We start from the raw sequence: 17,275 nt of genomic DNA on the forward strand, positions 1-17,275 counted from the left end.
TTCGATTGTAAGGCGATTTCCCGGCCGTCCGTACAGGTTTAGAGGGAAACCCCTACTGTCAGCGTGGCCACGTAACCGAGGCTTGCGCTGCCCGTCACGCTGGCGATTTGCAGCGCGGTGCCGTCGCTGAACACATTGTCGGTGGCGTAGCTGATGTTGGCCAGGTTGCGCACGCTGGCCGTGTAACCGGTGCTGCCGTAGGCCTCGGCCAGCATCGACGCCGGAAAGCCGAACTGCGACGTCTTGATGCGGTTGGCCGCGCTGGTGCTGTTGGCCAGGCTCGGATAGACCTCGAAATGCACGTGCGGCATGCGCCCCGCGTAGCAGCCCGGGAAGATGGTGCTGAAGGTGACCATGCCGTCGGCGTCGGCCTCCTGCACGCCGCGCAGGTAGTTTTCGCCAGTGACGCCGCTGCTGTACATGGAGTAGCGCCCTTCGCGGTCGCAGTGCCACAGGTAGACGGTGGCGCCGGCCAGCGAGGCGCAACTCGATTTCACGTTCACCATCTGCAGCTTGATTATCAAAGGTACGCCGGCGGCGACCCCGGTGGCGCCGGCGATGCTGGTGCGGATGTCGGGCCGCACGATGCCGGCCAGGATCAGCGCATTGGCCACCCCGCCCACGCTGCTGTTGGTGCCGTCGGCCGGATACGGACCGCCGGTTTCCTCGGGAATGACGGCGCAGGACGTGCCGGCGCCGGTGGTGGGCGTGGTCGGCGTGGCGCCGCTGGCCGGGGTGGTGCCGACGCTGCTGTCGCCGCCGCCGCAGGCCGCCAGCGGCAGGGCCGCGGCCGATGCGAACATCCAGCGCAGCGACTGGCGCCGGCTCAGCGTCAGATCGAGCATGGTTTGAATGTCCTGGGCCAGGCTGTGGTCGTGCTGTTCCATGGTGTGCTCCTTTGCTGACGAATCAGGCGGTCGTGTTAATCAGATTGCCGGCCGAGGGACTGCTTGCGCTGCTCCGGCGTGAGTACGGCGCGCACCTGCGCGTCGGTGCGCGCCTCGAGCAGCGCCAGCGCGGCCAGCGCGGCGCCGGCCGCCTGCGCCAGCGACGACGCCCTGGCATCGTCGAACTGCTCGCCGGCGCCCAGGGCGCGCAGTGCGTCTTGTGAATGATGCAAGGTGCGGGTGTACGCGCGCCATTTCGGTTCCTGCGCATGCAGGATGGCGAAGACCTTGTCTTCCTGGGCCTCGCTCAGGTCGACGCCGTGCGCAAAGCCGGGGCCGCGCTGGTGCGGGCCGCGCTCGCCCATCATCGGACCCGGTGGCGGTATGCCCCCTTCGACCGGTGCGGCAATGGCGCCGAGGCAGGCGCTGCTCAACAAGAGGGCAAGTGCGCGGTGTTGCATGTTTTTCATGGCGGTTCCTGTCGGTGCGTTACGAAGGACTCCATTGTGCGAGGACACGATGTAAAGCGGTGTTAGCGACTCGTAAAAGCACGTAAAGAGCGTGCCCCGCCGGTGATCACAGGGCCGCCGGTTTGCTATGATGGCCGCATGAACCAAGTGCTATTAATCGATGACGACGTTGAACTGGTCGGAATGTTCCGCGAATACCTGGAGCAGGAAGGATTTCGCGTCAGCTGCGCGCACGACGGCGAGGCTGGCGCGCGCGAGGCGCTGTCCGGACGCAGCGCCATCGCGGTGCTCGATGTGATGATGCCGCATATGAACGGCCTCGAAACGCTGCGCCGCATCCGCGCCCGCAGCCACATGCCGGTGCTCATGCTGACCGGACGCGGCGACGATACCGACCGCATTCTCGGGCTGGAACTGGGCGCGGACGATTACGTGACCAAGCCATGCACCCCGCGCGAACTGACGGCGCGCATCCGCGCCATCCTGCGCCGCACCAACGCCCCGCGCGACGATGGCGACGGCGTCACCATCAATGTCGGCAAGCTGTCGATGCAGCCGGCCCAGCGCCGCGCCAGCTGGGACGGCGTGGCGCTGGAACTGACCAGCACCGAATTCAACCTGCTGGAAGTCCTGGCGCGCAATGCGGGGCGCCCGGTCAGCAAGAACGACCTGTCGGAACAAGGACTGGGACGGCCAATGGCGCGCTTCGACCGCAATATCGACGTCCACCTGAGCAGCCTGCGGCACAAGCTCGGCACCCTGGCCGACGGCCGCTCCTGCCTGCAGACCGTGTACCGCCTCGGTTACCAGCTCATTCGCGACTAGGCGCCAGCATGGGCCGCCTGTTCTGGAAGTTCTTCCTGTCGATCCTGCTGGCGCAGCTGGCGGCCACGATCGGCGTGGGCGCCGTGTTCTGGCTGCGCGACCAGGCGCGCACGCAGGCGGTGGGGGACTCGCCGCGCGCGACCGGCATCGATAGCGGGCCGTCGGCCGAATTCATGATCGATACCGCGGCCGCCACCCTGAAGTACGGCGGCGGCGCGGCGCTGCGCGAACTGGTGGGCGGCACCACGCGCCACAGCATTTTCGTCATCGATGCGAGCGGGCGCGAGATGCTGGGACGGACCGTCACGCCGGCGCTGCGGGCCCAGGCCGAACGCATGCTGGCGCACCCGGCGCGCCTGAATGTGGTACGCACATTGACGGCGCCGGACGGCGAACGCTTCCTGGTGTTTGTGCGCTGGCTCGACCAGCGCGGGCCAGGCGGCGCCGGTCCGGGGCCGCGCCAGATGCCGCCGGACGGCGTCGGCCCGGGTCAGCGTCCCGGACCGACGGGCGAGCAGCGCTGGCCGCCGCCCAACCGCCAGCTGCTACCGTATATCACCACGGCCGGCGCGACCCTGGCCAGCCTGCTGTTCGCGGCCCTGCTGGCATGGTATTTTTCGCGCCCGATCCGGGCCTTGCGCGGCGCGTTCGAAGCGGCCGCCGGCGGCGACCTGTCGCCCCGCTTTGCGGAAGTCAAAGGGGTGCGCGGCGATGAACTCAATGACCTGGGACGCGATTTCGACCGCATGAGCGGCCAGTTGCGCACCCTGATGGAAGGCCAGCGCCGGCTGCTGCACGATGTCTCGCACGAACTGCGCTCGCCGCTGGCGCGCTTGCAGGCGGCCATCGGCCTGGCGCACCAGCAGCCGGACAAGATCGGTGCGTCGTTGGAGCGCATCGAGCGCGAGAGCGTGCGCATGGACAAGCTGGTCGGCGAGCTGCTGACCTTGTCGCGCCTGGAAGTGGCGAGCGCGTTGCGCTACGAGGATATCTCGTTCATGGACCTGGTCGACGACATCGTGACCGATGCGCGCTTCGAAGCCGAGCAGTGTACACGCCGCATTGCACTGTCCGGGCAGGCGATTGTGACCGTGCGCGGCGCGCCGGACCTGCTGTGGAGCGCCATCGAGAACGTGATCCGCAACGCCATCAAGCATAGTAGCGAAGGCGGCGTGATCGAGATCGGCATCAGCGCCGACGCCGACCGGGTGCGCGTGTCGGTGTGCGACCGCGGGCCGGGCGTGGCGCAGGCCGACCTGGCGTCGATCTTCCAGCCGTTCTTCCGCTCGAACGCGACCAGCAACAACGTCGACGGACATGGACTCGGCCTGGCGATCGCGCAGCGGGTCATCGACGCCCATCAAGGCACGATTATGGCCAGCAATCGCGAAGGTGGCGGCCTGCGGGTCGATATCGTGCTGCCGCTACGCGCTTAGGTCAAGCGGTCGGAAAAAGCGTCACGAGCAGGCATGCCGACGCGAGGAGATCGGCTGTCCGAGGCACAGCGCCTGCTGCGCGCGCAGTCAAATTGACAAGGCCGCAGTCGGGTCATGCCCCGCGAGCCATCTCGTCAAAGATAACCATGCCGAAAATCCGCTGCGATGACGCCCGTGCCAAAGGTTCAAATTCAGCGCCGAAGGCCAGGCCCGTGATGGCGCTGTCTTTCGGGTAATGCATGTCTTCGTCTTCGTCGAAGAACAGGTCGCAAAACTGGGTCACGCTGGCCAGTTCGTCGCCGATGCGAATTTTTCCGAACAGGGCGCCCGCATAGCCACTGAAGAGCGCAATGGTCGCCAGCGTCCCCTGCTCGCTAAAGTGCAGTTCGACCGCGCCGCGTTGATAATAGAACGACTGCCCCTGGCGTTCGCCGTGCGCTGACGCCGCAGGCGCCATCAGCCAACCATCGCATTGCGCAACCGCGTCGCGCAACGGACCCCGTGCATTGTCCCAGCGGAGCACACGCGCAAAAATGGACCGCGCCTGCGTCATATGCACTCCCAGTTGAAAGCCCGCAGCGCCCTCGCCAGGAACGATGTCGGCTTTCAGGTCGACCGTATTCATTTGACTCCCTTTCTCACCGAAACGAGTGACTAATTACCATACCAGTAACGCGCATGAGCGCGGCGATAGGCGACCGGTGCGAAAGCATTCGCCGAATCGAGCATGATCGCCCCCGATTCATCGGTGCGCAAGCGCTCGATACCGAGTTTTTCGTAGCGCTCCACCACCTCTTTCTTGGGATGGCGATAGCGATTGCGGTAGCCCACCTGGAACAGCACCAGGCGCGGACACACGGCCGCAAGAAAAGGCGGGGTCGATGAAGTGCCGCTGCCGTGATGCGGCGCCAGCAGAACATCGGCGCGCAGCAGCGGCGCCGAGCCGGCCACCAGTTGCGCCTCCTGCGCCGCTTCGATATCGCCCGCCAGCAGGATCGCATGCTCGCCGGCGCTGATCCTGAGCACGCAGCCACGCGCATTCGGTTTCAGGCCGGGATCGTCGTAACTTGCCATGGTCGGATGCAGCATCTCGAAGCGCACTCCATCCCATGTCCACTGCTGCCCGCCGGCGCAGCGTACATGATGCGGCGCGGCCTTGACGATCGGATGGTCGTACCACAACGACGACGCCACCCAGCCCATGCCGACCGCGTCGAGCAGGGTCAGAGCGCCGCCGGCGTGGTCGATGTCGCTGTGGCTGACGATGACGCCATCGAGGTAGCCGATGCCGCGCGCCCTTAAATATGGCAGGATCACCCGGTTCGCGCCGTTCGACTCGGGCGTGTACGCGGGACCGGTATCGTACAGCAGCCGGTGCCCGCTGGTTTCGATCAGCAGGGCCATGCCCTGCCCCACATCGAACGCGGTCACGGCGACCTCGCCCGGCGGCGGATGGCTTGGCTGGGCGGTCAGCAGCGGCAGCCACGCGGCCAGCCCGGTCCAGCGATGCGGCCAGCCGCGCGGAGCGAGCATCCACACGGTGCCGATGGCCGCGAACGCGAACAGCCATGGCTCCGGGGTCGGCGCGCTCCACACCGCAAAGCGCGACCCCGCGCACCAGCCCAAAACCTCGGCCAGCGCCTGCACGGCGTAATGGGCCACGTTCAGCAGCAAGGTCGATAGTGGCGCCGGCAGCATGCTGCCGGCCAGCGCGAGCGGCGTGACGATAAAGCTGACGACCGGGATCGCCAGCGCGTTGGCCAGGGGGCTGACCAGCGACACCTGCGAGAACAGCAGCATCGTCAGCGGCACCAGCGCGAGCGTGACCACGTACTGGGTATGCGCGCCCACCAGCAGCATGCCGCGCCAGCGCGGCTCGGTGACGACGGTGCGCCCGGTGGTGGCGAACAACATCGCCGCCACCGCGCCGAACGAGAGCCAGAAGCCGGGCGAGGCGATCGCCCATGGGTCGATCAGGACGACCACGCCAAGCGCCACGCACAACACATGCGAGACCTGCGTCAGCCGCCCGAACCACAGCGCGGCGGCCACCACCGCCAGCATGTACAGCGTGCGCTGCGCCGGCACGCCGAAGCCGGCCAGCAGCACGTACGCCAGCGCCACCACGGCGCCGGTCAGGGCGGCGACCTTTGGTGCCGGCATCCACAGCGACAGCTGGGCGCCGGTGAAGAACGAGCGGCGCCACAGTACCGACGCGAGCGCGCCAAACAGCCCGGCGACCATCGTAATGTGCAACCCGGAGATCGAAATCAGATGTCCCACGCCGGTACGATTGAACACATTCCAGTCGGCCTGCCCGATCGATCGCTGGTCGCCGACCACCAGCGCCACGATCACGCCCGCATATTGCTTGCCCGGCAGCGCGCGCAGAATGCGTTCGCGCAGCGTGGCGCGGCAATGTTCGACCACGTTGGAAAATCCGAATACGAAGCTGTCAATGCGCCGGTTCCTGTCGCCTTCCGCGCGAACGTAACCGGTGGCGCGCACGCCCTGCTCCAGCAGCCACGCTTCGTAATCGAAACCGTGCGGATTGGCGTTGCCATGCGGGCGTTGCAGGCGCACGACGAGTTGCCAGCGCTCGCCGGGCTGCACGTCGGGCACCGCTCGCAGCGCGCCGCCATAGCCGGCGTACCACGACAGCGACACGCGCGGCGGCACCGCCACCGCTTCGCCCGGCACGCGTTCGACCTTGAAGTTAAAACGCACGCCCTGTTCGAAACGGTACGGCAGGCTGTCGATGGTGCCCACGACGGTGATGTCGCGCCCCTCGTCGGCCCTGGCCAGTTCGGGCGCCAGGGCCAACTGCGCGAGCAAGGCCGCCCAGCAGAAACCGGCAAGCGCGCCGGCCATCGCCACCCTGGGAACACCGCGCAGGAAGCAAAGCAGGAATGCGACAACTGCGAAGGCCGCGATGGTTGATGGCGATGGCAGTTGCGCCTGCACTTGCAGCACGGCGGCACCACAGGCAAATCCGAGGATGGCAACGCGCATGGCTCGCTGGTAGCTTGGACAAAACCCCCAGCATGCCAGCGGATGCCGCGCCGGACCTTGGCGCGTATCAGTCTTTGGCGACCTTGTTCAGAAAGCCGGCAACGGCGGGCACCAACGTTGGCGCCAATGGATATTTCGGGTTGATGTAGGTCTCGGTCTGGCGCGCCTGATCCGGCGGCGCTTCTTTCAGGACGTGATTCATGCCCTGCACCATCACCAGTTGCGCATCCGGCCTGGCCTTGCGCAGCAATTCGGCCTCGCCGGGCGCCACCTGCAGATCGGTGCTGCCCTGGACCAGCAAAACCGGCATCTTGAGGTTCTTGATTTCGGTCGAAGGCATGTACCTGAACCACGATATCAGGTACGGTTGCACGCTGGGGCGATACAACACGGCCAGTTCTGGCGAAACGCTGGCGACAGTGCGTCCGGCCTCCAACTCCGCCAGGATACGCTCGCTTTCCTTGGCCAGCGGCGCTGGCAACGCCGTCGCCAACTGCTCGCGCAGGATGGTGGAAGCGCCGCGCGCCACGCCGGCAATCGAGACATACGCCTTCGCATTGCCGGCTTTGGCCGCCAGCATGCCGATCAGGGCGCCCTCGCTATGACCGATCACGCTGACGTGCGAAAAGCGCTTGTCGGCCTTGAGCATCGCCAGCCACGCCGTGGCGTCGTCGATATAGGTCTCGAAGCGCAGATCCGATTCCTTGGCGACGGCCGCCGCACTGGCGCCAACACCACGCTTGTCGAAGCGCACGCTGGCCACGCCGGCGTCGGCCAGCCCTTGCGCCAGCAGGCGCAGGCTGTCATTTTTCATGCCGGGAGGATTGCCATCACGGTCGGTCGGGCCTGAGCCTGCGATGATCAGCGCGACCGGCGTTGGTCCGGCGGCTTTGGGCAGCGACAAGGTGCCGGCGATGGCGCCGCTCGCGGTGCGCAGCTCGATCGCCTGCTCGTTGTCGGCCGCGCCTGCGCCGACGCACACGGCCAACAGCAGGCAGGTACTCCACTTCCACAGTCCGGGTATTCTCATGTTGGCTCCTTTTGGGATGAATCAGGCGGAATTGCAAAAAACATACCATTGCAACATAGGCAATTTACGAGAATAACACGGCTTTGTGTACCTGTCCAAGAGTTGCAGGACACGGGTTGCCGCAGCGTATACGGCTAGCGGCCGGTGCTCAAGCGGCACTACAGGAGAAGACGCGATGGATTCTTAATCGTGATGCTCGGCGTCGTCGCCGGCAGGTTTATACAAGATGTCGATGAACGCATCGAACGTACTGGCCACGAAGTTGACAAGCATCTTTCCTTCCGTGTCAGCAACATCATGAAACATCACGACCACGGCGGGCTCCGCATCGTCGAGCTTGCCACGATAGTCAAATCCGATGTAGTCGCCGTTCGCCGCGCAGCCGATGGTGACGACCCCCTCATGCCCATACACGTCATGCTCCTGCATCAGGCATATTTGCTCGTCCTCGAACACGCCTTCGCCAAAGCCATAAAATGTCACGTCCCGGTTGACTGGCTCGCCCGAAGAGCGGTCAATAAAGTTGAACACTCGTCTCTCGGGCCATAATGCGTCATGCGCCGCTAAAAGTTCGCGATATGTCTTCGGCAGGCGATAGCCGGTCATCTGCTCGAATTCATTGATAAGGCGCGGATCGACCGATCCATTGTCCCTGTAAATGGCGATTTCTTTCATCCGCGCTTTCCCTTTTTAGAACATGGCTAGCGCGGCGGCAGCCGTGGCAGCGCGGCCCGCGCGTTGGCGCAGGTGGCCGCACGCACCTCGTCGACCGGCAGATCGCGCAATTCGGCCAGCACCGCGCCGATGGCGGGCAGTTGCTCGGGGCTGTTGCGGCCCGGATGAATCCAGGCCGGCGATATATCCGGCGCATCGGTTTCGAGCACGATGGCGTCCAGCGGCAAGGTCGCCGCCAGGCGCCGGATCTGCAAGGCGCGCGTAAACGTCATGGCGCCGCCGAAGCCCAACTTGAAACCCAGGTCGAGGTAAACCTGCGCCTGCTGGAAGCTGCCGTTGAACGCATGCGCGATGCCGCCCGCCGGGCGAATCTGGCGCACGTGCTTGAGCACCTGGTCCTGCGAACGGCGCACGTGCATCAGCACCGGCAGGCCGGCGTCGCGCGCGATGCGCAACTGCTCGCGGAAAAAATGCTCCTGCTTGTCGCGCATGGCCGCCTCGCACAGCATCGGAAGGAAAAAATCGAGCCCGATCTCGCCGATGGCGACAAAATTCGGGTCACCCATCGCCAATTCCACCGCCGCGCGCAAGGCCACCAGGTCGTCCTCGGTGGCATTCGGCACATGGATCGGGTGGATACCGAGCGCATAGCTGGCGTTCGGCGCGGCAGCCGCCATCTGGCGCACGGTATCGAAATTGCCGCGCTCGACCGCCGGAATGACGATCATCGCCACCCCGGCGTCACCGGCGCGGCGCGCCACCTCCAGCGATTCGGCGCCGAATTCGTGGGCGTCCAGATGGCAGTGGGTGTCGATCCACATCGTCACAGTTCGGCCGGTTGCAGTCCGTGTTCGGTCAGGCGCAGCACGCGGTCGCAGCGGCGCGCCAGTTCGATATCGTGGGTGACGATGACGAACGCCGTGCCCAGGGTTTTCGACAGTTCGAGCATCAGGTCGAAAATCTGCTGCGCGGTGGCGTGATCGAGGTTACCGGTCGGTTCGTCGGCCAGCACGCAGCCAGGCTGGGTGACCAGCGCGCGCGCCAGGGCCACGCGCTGGCGTTCGCCGCCGGACAACTCGCCCGGGACATGCACCACGCGCTTGGCCAGGCCCACGCGTTCGAGCACGGCGCGCGCCTTGTCGACGGCAAGCGCGCGCTTTTCGCGCCGGATCAAGAGCGGCATGGCGACGTTGTCGAGCGCCGAAAACTCCGGCAGCAAATGGTGGAACTGGTACACGAAGCCGAGCGCCTCGTTGCGCAGGTCGCCGCGCGCGGTTTCCGACAAACTGGCGAAGTCCTTGCCCAGCAAGGTCACCGAACCGGTGGTCGGCGTGTCGAGCCCGCCCAGCAAATGCAGCAGGGTCGACTTGCCGGAGCCGGAAGCGCCCACGATCGCCACGCGTTCACCGCGATAGATGCTGAAGTCCACATTGGCCAGCACCGGCACCGAATAGGCGCCCTGAGTGAAGGTCTTGCCCAATCCCCGGCACGACAGGACCGGGGTGGCGTGGGCGGTGTGTACATTACTCATAGCGCAGCGCCTCCGCCGGTTTCACGCGCGAGGCGGTGTAGCTCGGGTAGAGCGTGGCGACGAAGGCCAGCAGCACGGCCACGCCGCCGATCCTGGCCACGTCGGGCCAGCGCAGGTCGGATGGCAAGGCGCTGATCAGGTAGATATCCTTGGGCAAAAACTGTACTCCTAATAGACGTTCAATAAACGGGACGATGACATCGATGTTCAGCGCGACCAGCACGCCCAGGCCGACGCCGGCCAGGGTGCCCAGCATGCCCACCAGCGCGCCCTGGATCATGAAGATCTTCATGATCGAGCGCGGCGAGGAACCGAGCGTGCGCAAAATCGCAATGTCGGCCTGCTTCTCGGTCACCGTCATCACCAGGGTGGCGATCAGGTTGAAGGCGGCCACCGCGATGATCAGGGTCAGCACGACGAACATCATCTTTTTCTCGGTCTGCACGGCGGCGAACCAGGTGGCATTCTGCTCCGACCAGTCGCGGATGCGCAAGGGCCCCGCCATGCTGGCCTTGAGTTCCTGCGCCACGGCGGGCGCGGCATGCATGTCGGCGATGCGCAGGCGCAGCCCCGATGGCGCGTCGAGCCGCTCCATCTTCTGCGCGTCTTCCAGGTGTACGAAGGCGAAGCTGGCGTCATAGTCGTAATGGCCGGCCTCGAAAATGCCGACCAGGGTGAAGGTGCGCGTGCGCGGCAGCATGCCGGCCGGCGTGGTCTGGGCCTGCGCCAGCAGCATGGTGACCTTGTCGCCGATGCCGATGCCGAGCGAGCGCGCCAGCGCGTAGCCCATCACGATATTGAACTGGCCGGGCACCAGCGCCGCCAGGCTGCCCTGGCGCACCTGGCGCGCCGCATCCGATACCTTGTGTTCTTCGGCCGGCAAAATGCCGCGGATGACGGCCGGGCGCATCACGCCGTCGCGCAGCAGCATGCCCTGGGTCTCGACGAACGGCGCGGCGCCCTTGACGGCCGGGTTCTTGAGCGCGTCCTGCATCGCCGCCTGCCAGTTGGGCATGGTGCCGCGCGGGTCGAATACTTCGATGTGGGCCAGCACCGAGAGCATGCGGTCGGTGACCTCTTTCTGAAAGCCGTTCATCACCGACAGCACCACGATCAGCGCTGCCACGCCAAGCGCGATGCCGGAGACCGAAATGAGGGAAATGAACGAGATAAAGCTGTTGCGGCCACTACGCTTGCCGGCGCGCGTGTAGCGCAGGCCGACCAGCCATTCGTACGGTAAATTGTGGATGATGCTCATGTGCCCCGGCAGTGATTGATTGCAAGTGCGCAGTTTGCCACACAAAGCGCGTCCCGGGCAGGGTTGTCACAATTGAATCACGCGTTGCCGCTGTGGTTTTTACAAAATTCGTTGAACCTGGCGCCCGCCGTACACTCCAACGCCATACAGCAGAACGGAGGAAAATCATGGCATTCAGTCTTTTCGATTCAAAAGGCACGGACATCGACGAGCAACGGTTCACCTGGCGCGACATGGTGCAAAAACCGGTCAGCAAGCTCGATGACGACGCATTTACGCGCATCCTAGTCATTCTCATCAACGGGCTCGAAACCGAAGCCTTGCGTTTCGGTCACATGGCAGCCCGCTTCAATCGCGAGTTGCGCCTGCCGCTGGCCAAGGTGCGCCGCACCGAGCAGCATCAGGCCACCTTGGTCAACTGGCTGATCGCGGCCGACCACTCCCCGCTTGAAACCACAGTCGCCTACGAGCAGGTGGCCATCGAGGTCACGGCCGCCATCGCCCAGAGCGAGCCCGACCCGTACCTGGCGCAGGTCTACCGCTTCGGCCTGCCCGAAGAGGTCGACCACCTGTACCGCTATGCGGCCCTGCTCGACCGGCTCGAGGGCAAGGACGCCAACAATATCCTGCAAAGCTACACCGACATCCTGCCCGGACGGCCCACGTCCGAGCACCACCGCGCGCCCGAAGACGAGCTGCGCGAACCGTACAACGCCGGTACCGCCGCTTTTTTAAGCAAGGTCAATGCGCTGACAAGCGTCGCCAGCGAGTACCAGGCGCACGACTATTACCAGAACATCGGCCCGCTGTTCTCCGACCCGCTGGCGCGCCAGCTGTATGCCGAAATCGCTTCCGTCGAAGAACAGCACGTGACCCAGTACGAATCCATGCTCGACCCGGCCGAATCGTGGATCGAGCAATGGCTGCTGCACGAGGCGGCCGAGTGCTACCACTATTACAGCTGCGTCGAGCAGGAAACCAATCATCACCTGCGCACCATCTGGGAACGCTTTCTCGACTATGAACTGGGACACTTCCACATGGCGTGCGAGGCGTTCAAGCAGGTCGAGCGGCGCGACCCGGCAGAAATCGTCAGCAGCGACTTTGCCGGCCCGCTCGCCTTGCGCAGCCAGCGCGACTGCGCAAGGTGCTCATGGACGAAGTCGCGCTGCGCACCGACGGCGCCCGCTTCGTGGCCAGGGCGCTCGAAAGCCCGCTCTCGCTCAGCTACCGCAGCATGGTCAACGCCGACGGTTCGCCCAGCGACATGGTCGCCTCCGGCTATGTGTGGATGCCGGGGACCGAGCTCAATCGCAAAGGCATGCTGGCCGCCGCCGGCGTCACCGCGCCCTGAGCGCATTTCGCAACAGGAGAATCGAGATGCGTACAGTTCAACAAGAACACATGGGAATGAACCGCACCGGCATCCAGATGTCGCCGATCGACAGCAAAGCGATGCAGGAGCTTGAGCCGAGCGTCACCTCCGACGATGGCGTCGGCGACATGGCGCTGGCCGAGCTGCGCAGCGACTACATCGCCAATGCCGACGCGCTGGGGTCGGTGCCGCTGCCCGCCACGCTGGGCGGCGCGGTCAACGTGGGCATGGCGATGCTCAAGGGCGACAGTCCGCAGATCCTGCTCGACAAACTGGGCGAGCGGCTGGCGTTCGAGCGCACCGGCACGCGCCTGTACGACGCGCTCATTACCAAATGCGAAGTCATGCTGGCCGGCGATATCAGCATGACGATCGACGACCTGGAACAGATCCGGGCCGACGAGGCGCGCCATTTCCTGATGGTGGCGGACGCCATCGAATCGCTGGGCGGCGACCCGACCTCGCAAACCCCGAGCGCCGCCCTGGTGGGCGTGGAGTCGATGGGCCTGCTGCAGGTATTGAACGACCCGCGCACCAGTATCGCCCAATCGCTGCACGCCATCGTCACCGCCGAACTGAGCGACAAGGCGGGCTGGGAAACCCTGGTGGCGCTGGCGGACGAACACGGCCTGGCCGACATGGTCGACAGCTTCACCGAGGCCCTGAACGAAGAGCGCGAGCACCTGGCGCTGACCCAGACCTGGTATGAAGAAGCGATCAGGCTCACTTACGGGGATGTGGAGATCGACGACATCGCGTCCTTGTCGCAGCAGCAGCCGCCCGAGTGAGCGGGCCGCCACGTCGCCGGCGTGGATCAGCTTCGGCCGGGAACCTTCACGACGCGGTTGTTCACGCCCGAAATATTCTTTCTCGGTTCGGCGCTCGATTGCCAGCGCACGCTGTTGTTGACGCCTTCCACGCTCAACGGTGCCTTGGGCGTCAGTTGAATGCTTACGGAGTTGCCGGTGCCGGAGACTTCCAGCCCCGAGCACACGCCAGTGAACGTGATGACGTTATCCGTGCCCTCGATGACCGCGCGGCGGCCCTCGCACGGGAAGGAGCGCTGGTGTCCGTTGCCGCTCACTTCAATCTTGTCCTTGTCCGACGACGTGGTGCCCGAGGTATCGTCGTCGGCAAGCGCAACATTGCACGCGCCGACAGCGGCGATCGCAGCAAAACAGAGTGTGGAAAATGGTCGAAACGACATAACAGCCCCTTTATCAAAAGAATAGTTGCCGAAATATTATTCCATAAGTAAAAAATTGGCAAGTCTTATGCATTGACCATAGCCCTGCACCTCCACCTTGCGTCCATTGCACGGAAAAGTGCGCAGGTGGCCGCTGCCGGCGACGTCGATCAGGTCTTTTTGTACTGAAATCGGCCCGACGCCCTTGTCCTGCGCTAGGGCGCCGGTCGATACAGCGAGCGCCAGCGCCAGGCCCACGCCAAGCTTGCACAACGGTAGGTGAATCGACATGCGCGCCTCCTTGCGGGAACATTAATGTTGATTAAATTCTAGCATCGGCACCACATGCCGCCGCGCGCGAATGGCGGACTCGACAGTGAAGCCGCGCGGCGCCGGCGCCGTTCGCCGGATTGCTGGATATTTTCGGGTTTGCCGATTTGTCCTACAATGCTGGATGACCCAAATTTCGCTTGTCCTGCCGTTCGCCCTGCCCCCTCCCGAGCTTGCCCCCGACCTGATCCGCGCATTGCAGGCGCCGGCCCTGGCCGCGCTCATCAGCCGCAGCGCCTCGCATCGGTCATTGCCGGTCGGCGATCACATCCGCGCCCTGCCCCACGAAGCCTGGCTGGCGCAAGCGCTGGGCGCATCGGGCGACGGCACCCCGGCCCTGGCCGGCGCCGTCATGCGCGGCTACGGCCAGGCGCAGCAGGAAGGCACCTGGCTCATCGTCCACCCGGCGCACACCCAGATCGCGCGCAGCCACCTGTTAATGGCCGACATGCGCAGCCTGCACCTGTCCGAGGCGCACGGGCGCGCCCTGTTCGATCTCGCCAAGCCCTACTTCGACGAATCGGGCAAGACGCTGCTGTACGGCGACGCCGGCACCTGGTTCATGCGCGCCGACGACTGGGCCGACCTCGAAACATCGACGCCCGATTCGGCCGTCGGCCTGAACCTGACCGACTGGATGCCCAAGGGTGCGGCGTCGCGCGCCTTCCGCATGCTGCAAAACGAAGTGCAGATGCTGTGGTTCGAACACCCGGTCAACGCGGAGCGCGAAGCGCGCGGCCTGGCCGCGATCAACTCGTTCTGGCCCTGGGGCGCGGCTGCGGCCGGCACCAAGGTGGACACGGCCAGGCTGGCCACCAGCGACGCCCTGCCGTGGATGGCGGCGCTGGCCGGCCAGCCACAAGCGGCGCCGCTGATGCCGCTCGCCGCGCTGGGTACGGACGCCATCTTGCTGTGCGACGCGTTCAGCGCGGCGGCCCTGGCCACCGACTGGGCCGGCTGGCTGCAGCACATGCACCGGCTCGAGCAATCGCTGTTCGCGCCGACGCTGGCCGCGCTCATGGATGGCCGCCTCAAGCAGGTGCAACTGCTCCTGAGCCACCGCGCGCGCCACATCGCCTTTACCACCACCCGCTTTTCGCAACGCGCCTTCTGGCGCCGCCCGACCCTAGACAGACTGCTGCCATGACCCGTATCACGACCCGCCCCTGCTCCTTCCGCACTTCCGAAATGCTGCGCCAGACCGGCGTACACCCGGTGCTCGCGCGCCTGTACGCCGCGCGCGGCCTGACCGATGCGCGCGAACTGTCGAGTGAACTGGGCAGCCTGATGGCGCCCGCCGGCCTGCTGCACATCGACGCCGCCGCCGTGTTCCTGGCCGACGCCATCAAGGCCGGGAAAAAAATGACCATCGTGGCCGACTACGATTGCGACGGCGCCACCGCCTGCGCGGTCGCCCTGCGCGGCTTGCGCGCGATGGGCGCCACGGTCGACTTCATCGTCCCCAACCGCTTCGAATACGGCTACGGCCTCACGCCCGAAATCGTCGCACTGACGGCGCGCGAAAAAGCGCCCGACATCATCATCACCGTCGACAACGGCATCGCCAGCATCGACGGTGTGCTCGAAGCGAAGCGGCGCGGCATCGACGTCGTCGTCACCGACCACCACCTGCCCGGCGACACCCTGCCCGAGGCGCGCGTGATCGTCAACCCGAACCAGCCCGAATGCGGCTTTCCCAGCAAGCACCTGGCCGGCGTCGGCGTGGTGTTCTACGTGCTGCTGGCGCTGCGCGCCGAACTGCGCAAGCGCGGCGTGTTCGATGCCCAGACCCAGCCCAAGCTCGACAGCCTGCTCGACCTGGTCGCGCTGGGCACCGTGGCCGACGTGGTGCGGCTCGACTCGAACAACCGGATCCTGGTGGCGCAGGGCTTGAAGCGCATGCGGGCCGGGCGCATGCACGCCGGCGTGGCCGCGCTGTTCCGGGTGGCCGGGCGCGAAGCGCGCAGCGCCTCGCCGTTCGACCTCGGTTTCGCGCTCGGTCCGCGCCTGAACGCCGCCGGCCGCCTGGAAGACATGTCGCTCGGGATCGAGTGCCTGGTCACCGATGACGAAGGGCGCGCCTGGGCCATCGCCCAGCAGCTCAACGACATCAACCTGAAACGGCGCGAAATCGAGGCCGACATGCAGGACACGGCCCTGCTGCACCTGGACGCCTACCAGCCGGCCGACAGCAACACCATCAGCGTGTTCGACGAATCCTGGCACCAGGGCGTGATCGGGATTGTCGCCTCGCGCCTGAAAGAAAAATTCTTCCGCCCGACGATCACCTTCGCACCCGGTGCGGAAGGCTGGATCAAGGGTTCCGGGCGTTCGATCCCCGGCTTTCACCTGCGCGACGCGCTCGACCTGGTGTCGAAACGCGCGCCCAGCCTGATCGACAAATTCGGCGGCCACGCCATGGCGGCCGGCCTGACCATCCGCGCAGACGCCTTCGAGGCGTTCTCAAAGGCCTTCGAAGAAGTCGGGCGCGCCTGGCTCAACACCGAGCAGCTCGAACGCATCATCGAAACCGACGGCCCGCTGGAAGACGCCTACTACACCACCGAATTCATCGGCCTGATGGATGGGCAGGTGTGGGGCCAGGGCTTTGCGCCACCGGTGTTTTGCGACGAGTTCCGCGTGGTCAGCCAGCGCATTTTGAAGGAGCGCCATCTGAAGCTGCAACTGGAACGCAACGGCCAGCGTTACGACGCCATCTGGTTCGGCCACACCGCCTCGGTCGGCGAGCGCGCGCGCGTGGCGTTCCGGCTCGACGCCAACGAGTACAACGGCGTCACCCGCGTGCAGCTGCTGGTCGAACACGCCGAGCCGGCGTAAGGCGAGCGCAGTGCGCCCGGCTCAGCACAGCCGGGTCATGCTGGTGCGGTCGGCGCCGCCGGGAGAGGCCCAGTCATGGCGCCAGCAGGGCAAGCCCTATTGCCTGGCGGTGTCGAAGGCAAAGGCCAGGCATTCCTCTTGCGTGGCAAGCTGCAGCAGCTCATTGAGTCGATCGGGGCGATGTTCGGCGCAGCGTTGTTCCACATCCCAGCGCCTGCACAGCGATACGCTGTAGAGCCAGACTTCGTCCAGGCCCTCGCCGCACAGGTCGTCATAGCACTTGACATCCTCCCCGCCCTAAAGGAAGGGGATTCCTACGGCGCCGCGTGATGATCTACGGGTCGCTTCGGTGGGTTCCTGCTTCATCGAGCGGCCTGACTGCGCCGACTCTCCACAGGCTAAGACGCGATGTCCTCGCGCTA

At 65.6% G+C, this 17,275-nt stretch carries 18 protein-coding genes; 7 read left to right on the forward strand and 11 right to left on the reverse strand.

The features are described 5' to 3' along the window. Positions 1-38: 38 nt before the first annotated feature. The gene (locus tag F1735_RS13390) at positions 39-887 is read right to left on the reverse strand and encodes a dioxygenase family protein (RefSeq protein ID WP_167237395.1); all 849 of its coding nucleotides are present in this window, start codon (positions 885-887) and stop codon (positions 39-41) included. Positions 888-922: 35 nt separating this feature from the next. Then, a complete protein-coding gene (locus tag F1735_RS13395; protein ID WP_229505754.1) occupies positions 923-1,357 on the reverse strand; it encodes a Spy/CpxP family protein refolding chaperone in 435 nt (144 codons plus the stop codon). Between the two features lie 138 nt (positions 1,358-1,495). Here F1735_RS13395 and F1735_RS13400 point away from each other — a divergent pair, with 138 nt between their 5' ends. Continuing rightward, on the forward strand, positions 1,496-2,182 hold the full coding sequence (locus F1735_RS13400) for a response regulator transcription factor (RefSeq protein WP_167237396.1): 687 nt from the start codon (positions 1,496-1,498) through the stop codon (positions 2,180-2,182). A gap of 8 nt (positions 2,183-2,190) precedes the next feature. After that, complete coding sequence (locus F1735_RS13405; protein ID WP_167237397.1) at positions 2,191-3,618, forward strand: ATP-binding protein; 1,428 nt, start codon at positions 2,191-2,193, stop codon at positions 3,616-3,618. 112 nt (positions 3,619-3,730) lie between these two features. On the opposite strand, the gene F1735_RS13410 is transcribed toward F1735_RS13405, so the two are convergent. The 7 genes from F1735_RS13410 to F1735_RS13440 all read right to left on the reverse strand — a co-directional run bounded on the left by F1735_RS13410 (position 3,731) and on the right by F1735_RS13440 (position 11,124). Continuing rightward, complete coding sequence (locus F1735_RS13410; protein ID WP_167237398.1) at positions 3,731-4,243, reverse strand: hypothetical protein; 513 nt, start codon at positions 4,241-4,243, stop codon at positions 3,731-3,733. A 29-nt stretch (positions 4,244-4,272) separates the two neighbouring features. Further along, the gene (locus F1735_RS13415; RefSeq protein ID WP_167237399.1) at positions 4,273-6,630 is read right to left on the reverse strand and encodes a DNA internalization-related competence protein ComEC/Rec2; all 2,358 of its coding nucleotides are present in this window, start codon (positions 6,628-6,630) and stop codon (positions 4,273-4,275) included. A 67-nt stretch (positions 6,631-6,697) separates the two neighbouring features. After that, positions 6,698-7,660: an alpha/beta hydrolase gene (locus F1735_RS13420; RefSeq protein WP_167237400.1), complete on the reverse strand. Its 963-nt coding sequence runs from the start codon at positions 7,658-7,660 to the stop codon at positions 6,698-6,700. A gap of 183 nt (positions 7,661-7,843) precedes the next feature. After that, a complete protein-coding gene (locus tag F1735_RS13425; RefSeq protein ID WP_167237401.1) occupies positions 7,844-8,335 on the reverse strand; it encodes an SMI1/KNR4 family protein in 492 nt (163 codons plus the stop codon). Positions 8,336-8,361: 26 nt separating this feature from the next. Continuing rightward, positions 8,362-9,156 carry a TatD family hydrolase gene (locus tag F1735_RS13430; RefSeq protein WP_167237402.1) on the reverse strand — a complete coding sequence of 265 codons (795 nt, stop codon included), beginning with the start codon at positions 9,154-9,156 and terminating at the stop codon, positions 8,362-8,364. 2 nt (positions 9,157-9,158) lie between these two features. Further along, positions 9,159-9,866: a lipoprotein-releasing ABC transporter ATP-binding protein LolD gene (gene lolD / locus F1735_RS13435; protein WP_167237403.1), complete on the reverse strand. Its 708-nt coding sequence runs from the start codon at positions 9,864-9,866 to the stop codon at positions 9,159-9,161. Further along, a complete protein-coding gene (locus F1735_RS13440) occupies positions 9,859-11,124 on the reverse strand; it encodes a lipoprotein-releasing ABC transporter permease subunit (RefSeq protein WP_167237404.1) in 1,266 nt (421 codons plus the stop codon). The genes lolD and F1735_RS13440 overlap by 8 nt, the downstream gene beginning before the upstream one ends. A 167-nt stretch (positions 11,125-11,291) precedes the next feature. Between F1735_RS13440 and F1735_RS13445 the strand changes: the two genes are divergently transcribed. Both F1735_RS13445 and F1735_RS13450 read left to right on the forward strand, forming a co-directional pair. Then, positions 11,292-12,593, forward strand: a complete 1,302-nt coding sequence (locus F1735_RS13445; protein WP_373888515.1) for a hypothetical protein — start codon at positions 11,292-11,294, stop codon at positions 12,591-12,593. Further along, positions 12,505-13,287 (forward strand): ferritin-like domain-containing protein, encoded by a 783-nt coding sequence (locus F1735_RS13450; protein WP_229505755.1) that lies wholly within the window; start codon positions 12,505-12,507, stop codon positions 13,285-13,287. The genes F1735_RS13445 and F1735_RS13450 overlap by 89 nt, the downstream gene beginning before the upstream one ends. 26 nt (positions 13,288-13,313) lie before the next feature. Here the strand turns inward: F1735_RS13450 and F1735_RS13455 are convergent, their stop codons facing one another. Continuing rightward, positions 13,314-13,706, reverse strand: a complete 393-nt coding sequence (locus F1735_RS13455; RefSeq protein WP_167237405.1) for a DUF3060 domain-containing protein — start codon at positions 13,704-13,706, stop codon at positions 13,314-13,316. A 36-nt stretch (positions 13,707-13,742) separates the two neighbouring features. Next, positions 13,743-13,976, reverse strand: a complete 234-nt coding sequence (locus tag F1735_RS13460) for a hypothetical protein (protein ID WP_167237406.1) — start codon at positions 13,974-13,976, stop codon at positions 13,743-13,745. Positions 13,977-14,139: 163 nt separating this feature from the next. Between F1735_RS13460 and F1735_RS13465 the strand changes: the two genes are divergently transcribed. The 3 genes from F1735_RS13465 (at position 14,140) to F1735_RS13475 (ending at position 17,183) form a co-directional block, all read left to right on the forward strand. Beyond that, positions 14,140-15,162, forward strand: coding sequence for a hypothetical protein (locus F1735_RS13465; RefSeq protein ID WP_167237407.1), 1,023 nt, complete (start codon positions 14,140-14,142; stop codon positions 15,160-15,162). Then, positions 15,159-16,853, forward strand: a complete 1,695-nt coding sequence (gene recJ, locus F1735_RS13470) for a single-stranded-DNA-specific exonuclease RecJ (RefSeq protein ID WP_167237408.1) — start codon at positions 15,159-15,161, stop codon at positions 16,851-16,853. Before F1735_RS13465 ends, recJ begins: the two co-directional genes overlap by 4 nt. Positions 16,854-16,928: 75 nt before the next feature. Then, positions 16,929-17,183: a hypothetical protein gene (locus tag F1735_RS13475; RefSeq protein WP_167237409.1), complete on the forward strand. Its 255-nt coding sequence runs from the start codon at positions 16,929-16,931 to the stop codon at positions 17,181-17,183. Positions 17,184-17,275: the final 92 nt, after the last annotated feature.

The sequence above is a fragment of the Massilia genomosp. 1 genome, from assembly GCF_011682185.1.
GTDB lineage: Bacteria > Pseudomonadota > Gammaproteobacteria > Burkholderiales > Burkholderiaceae_D > Telluria_A > Telluria_A rubra.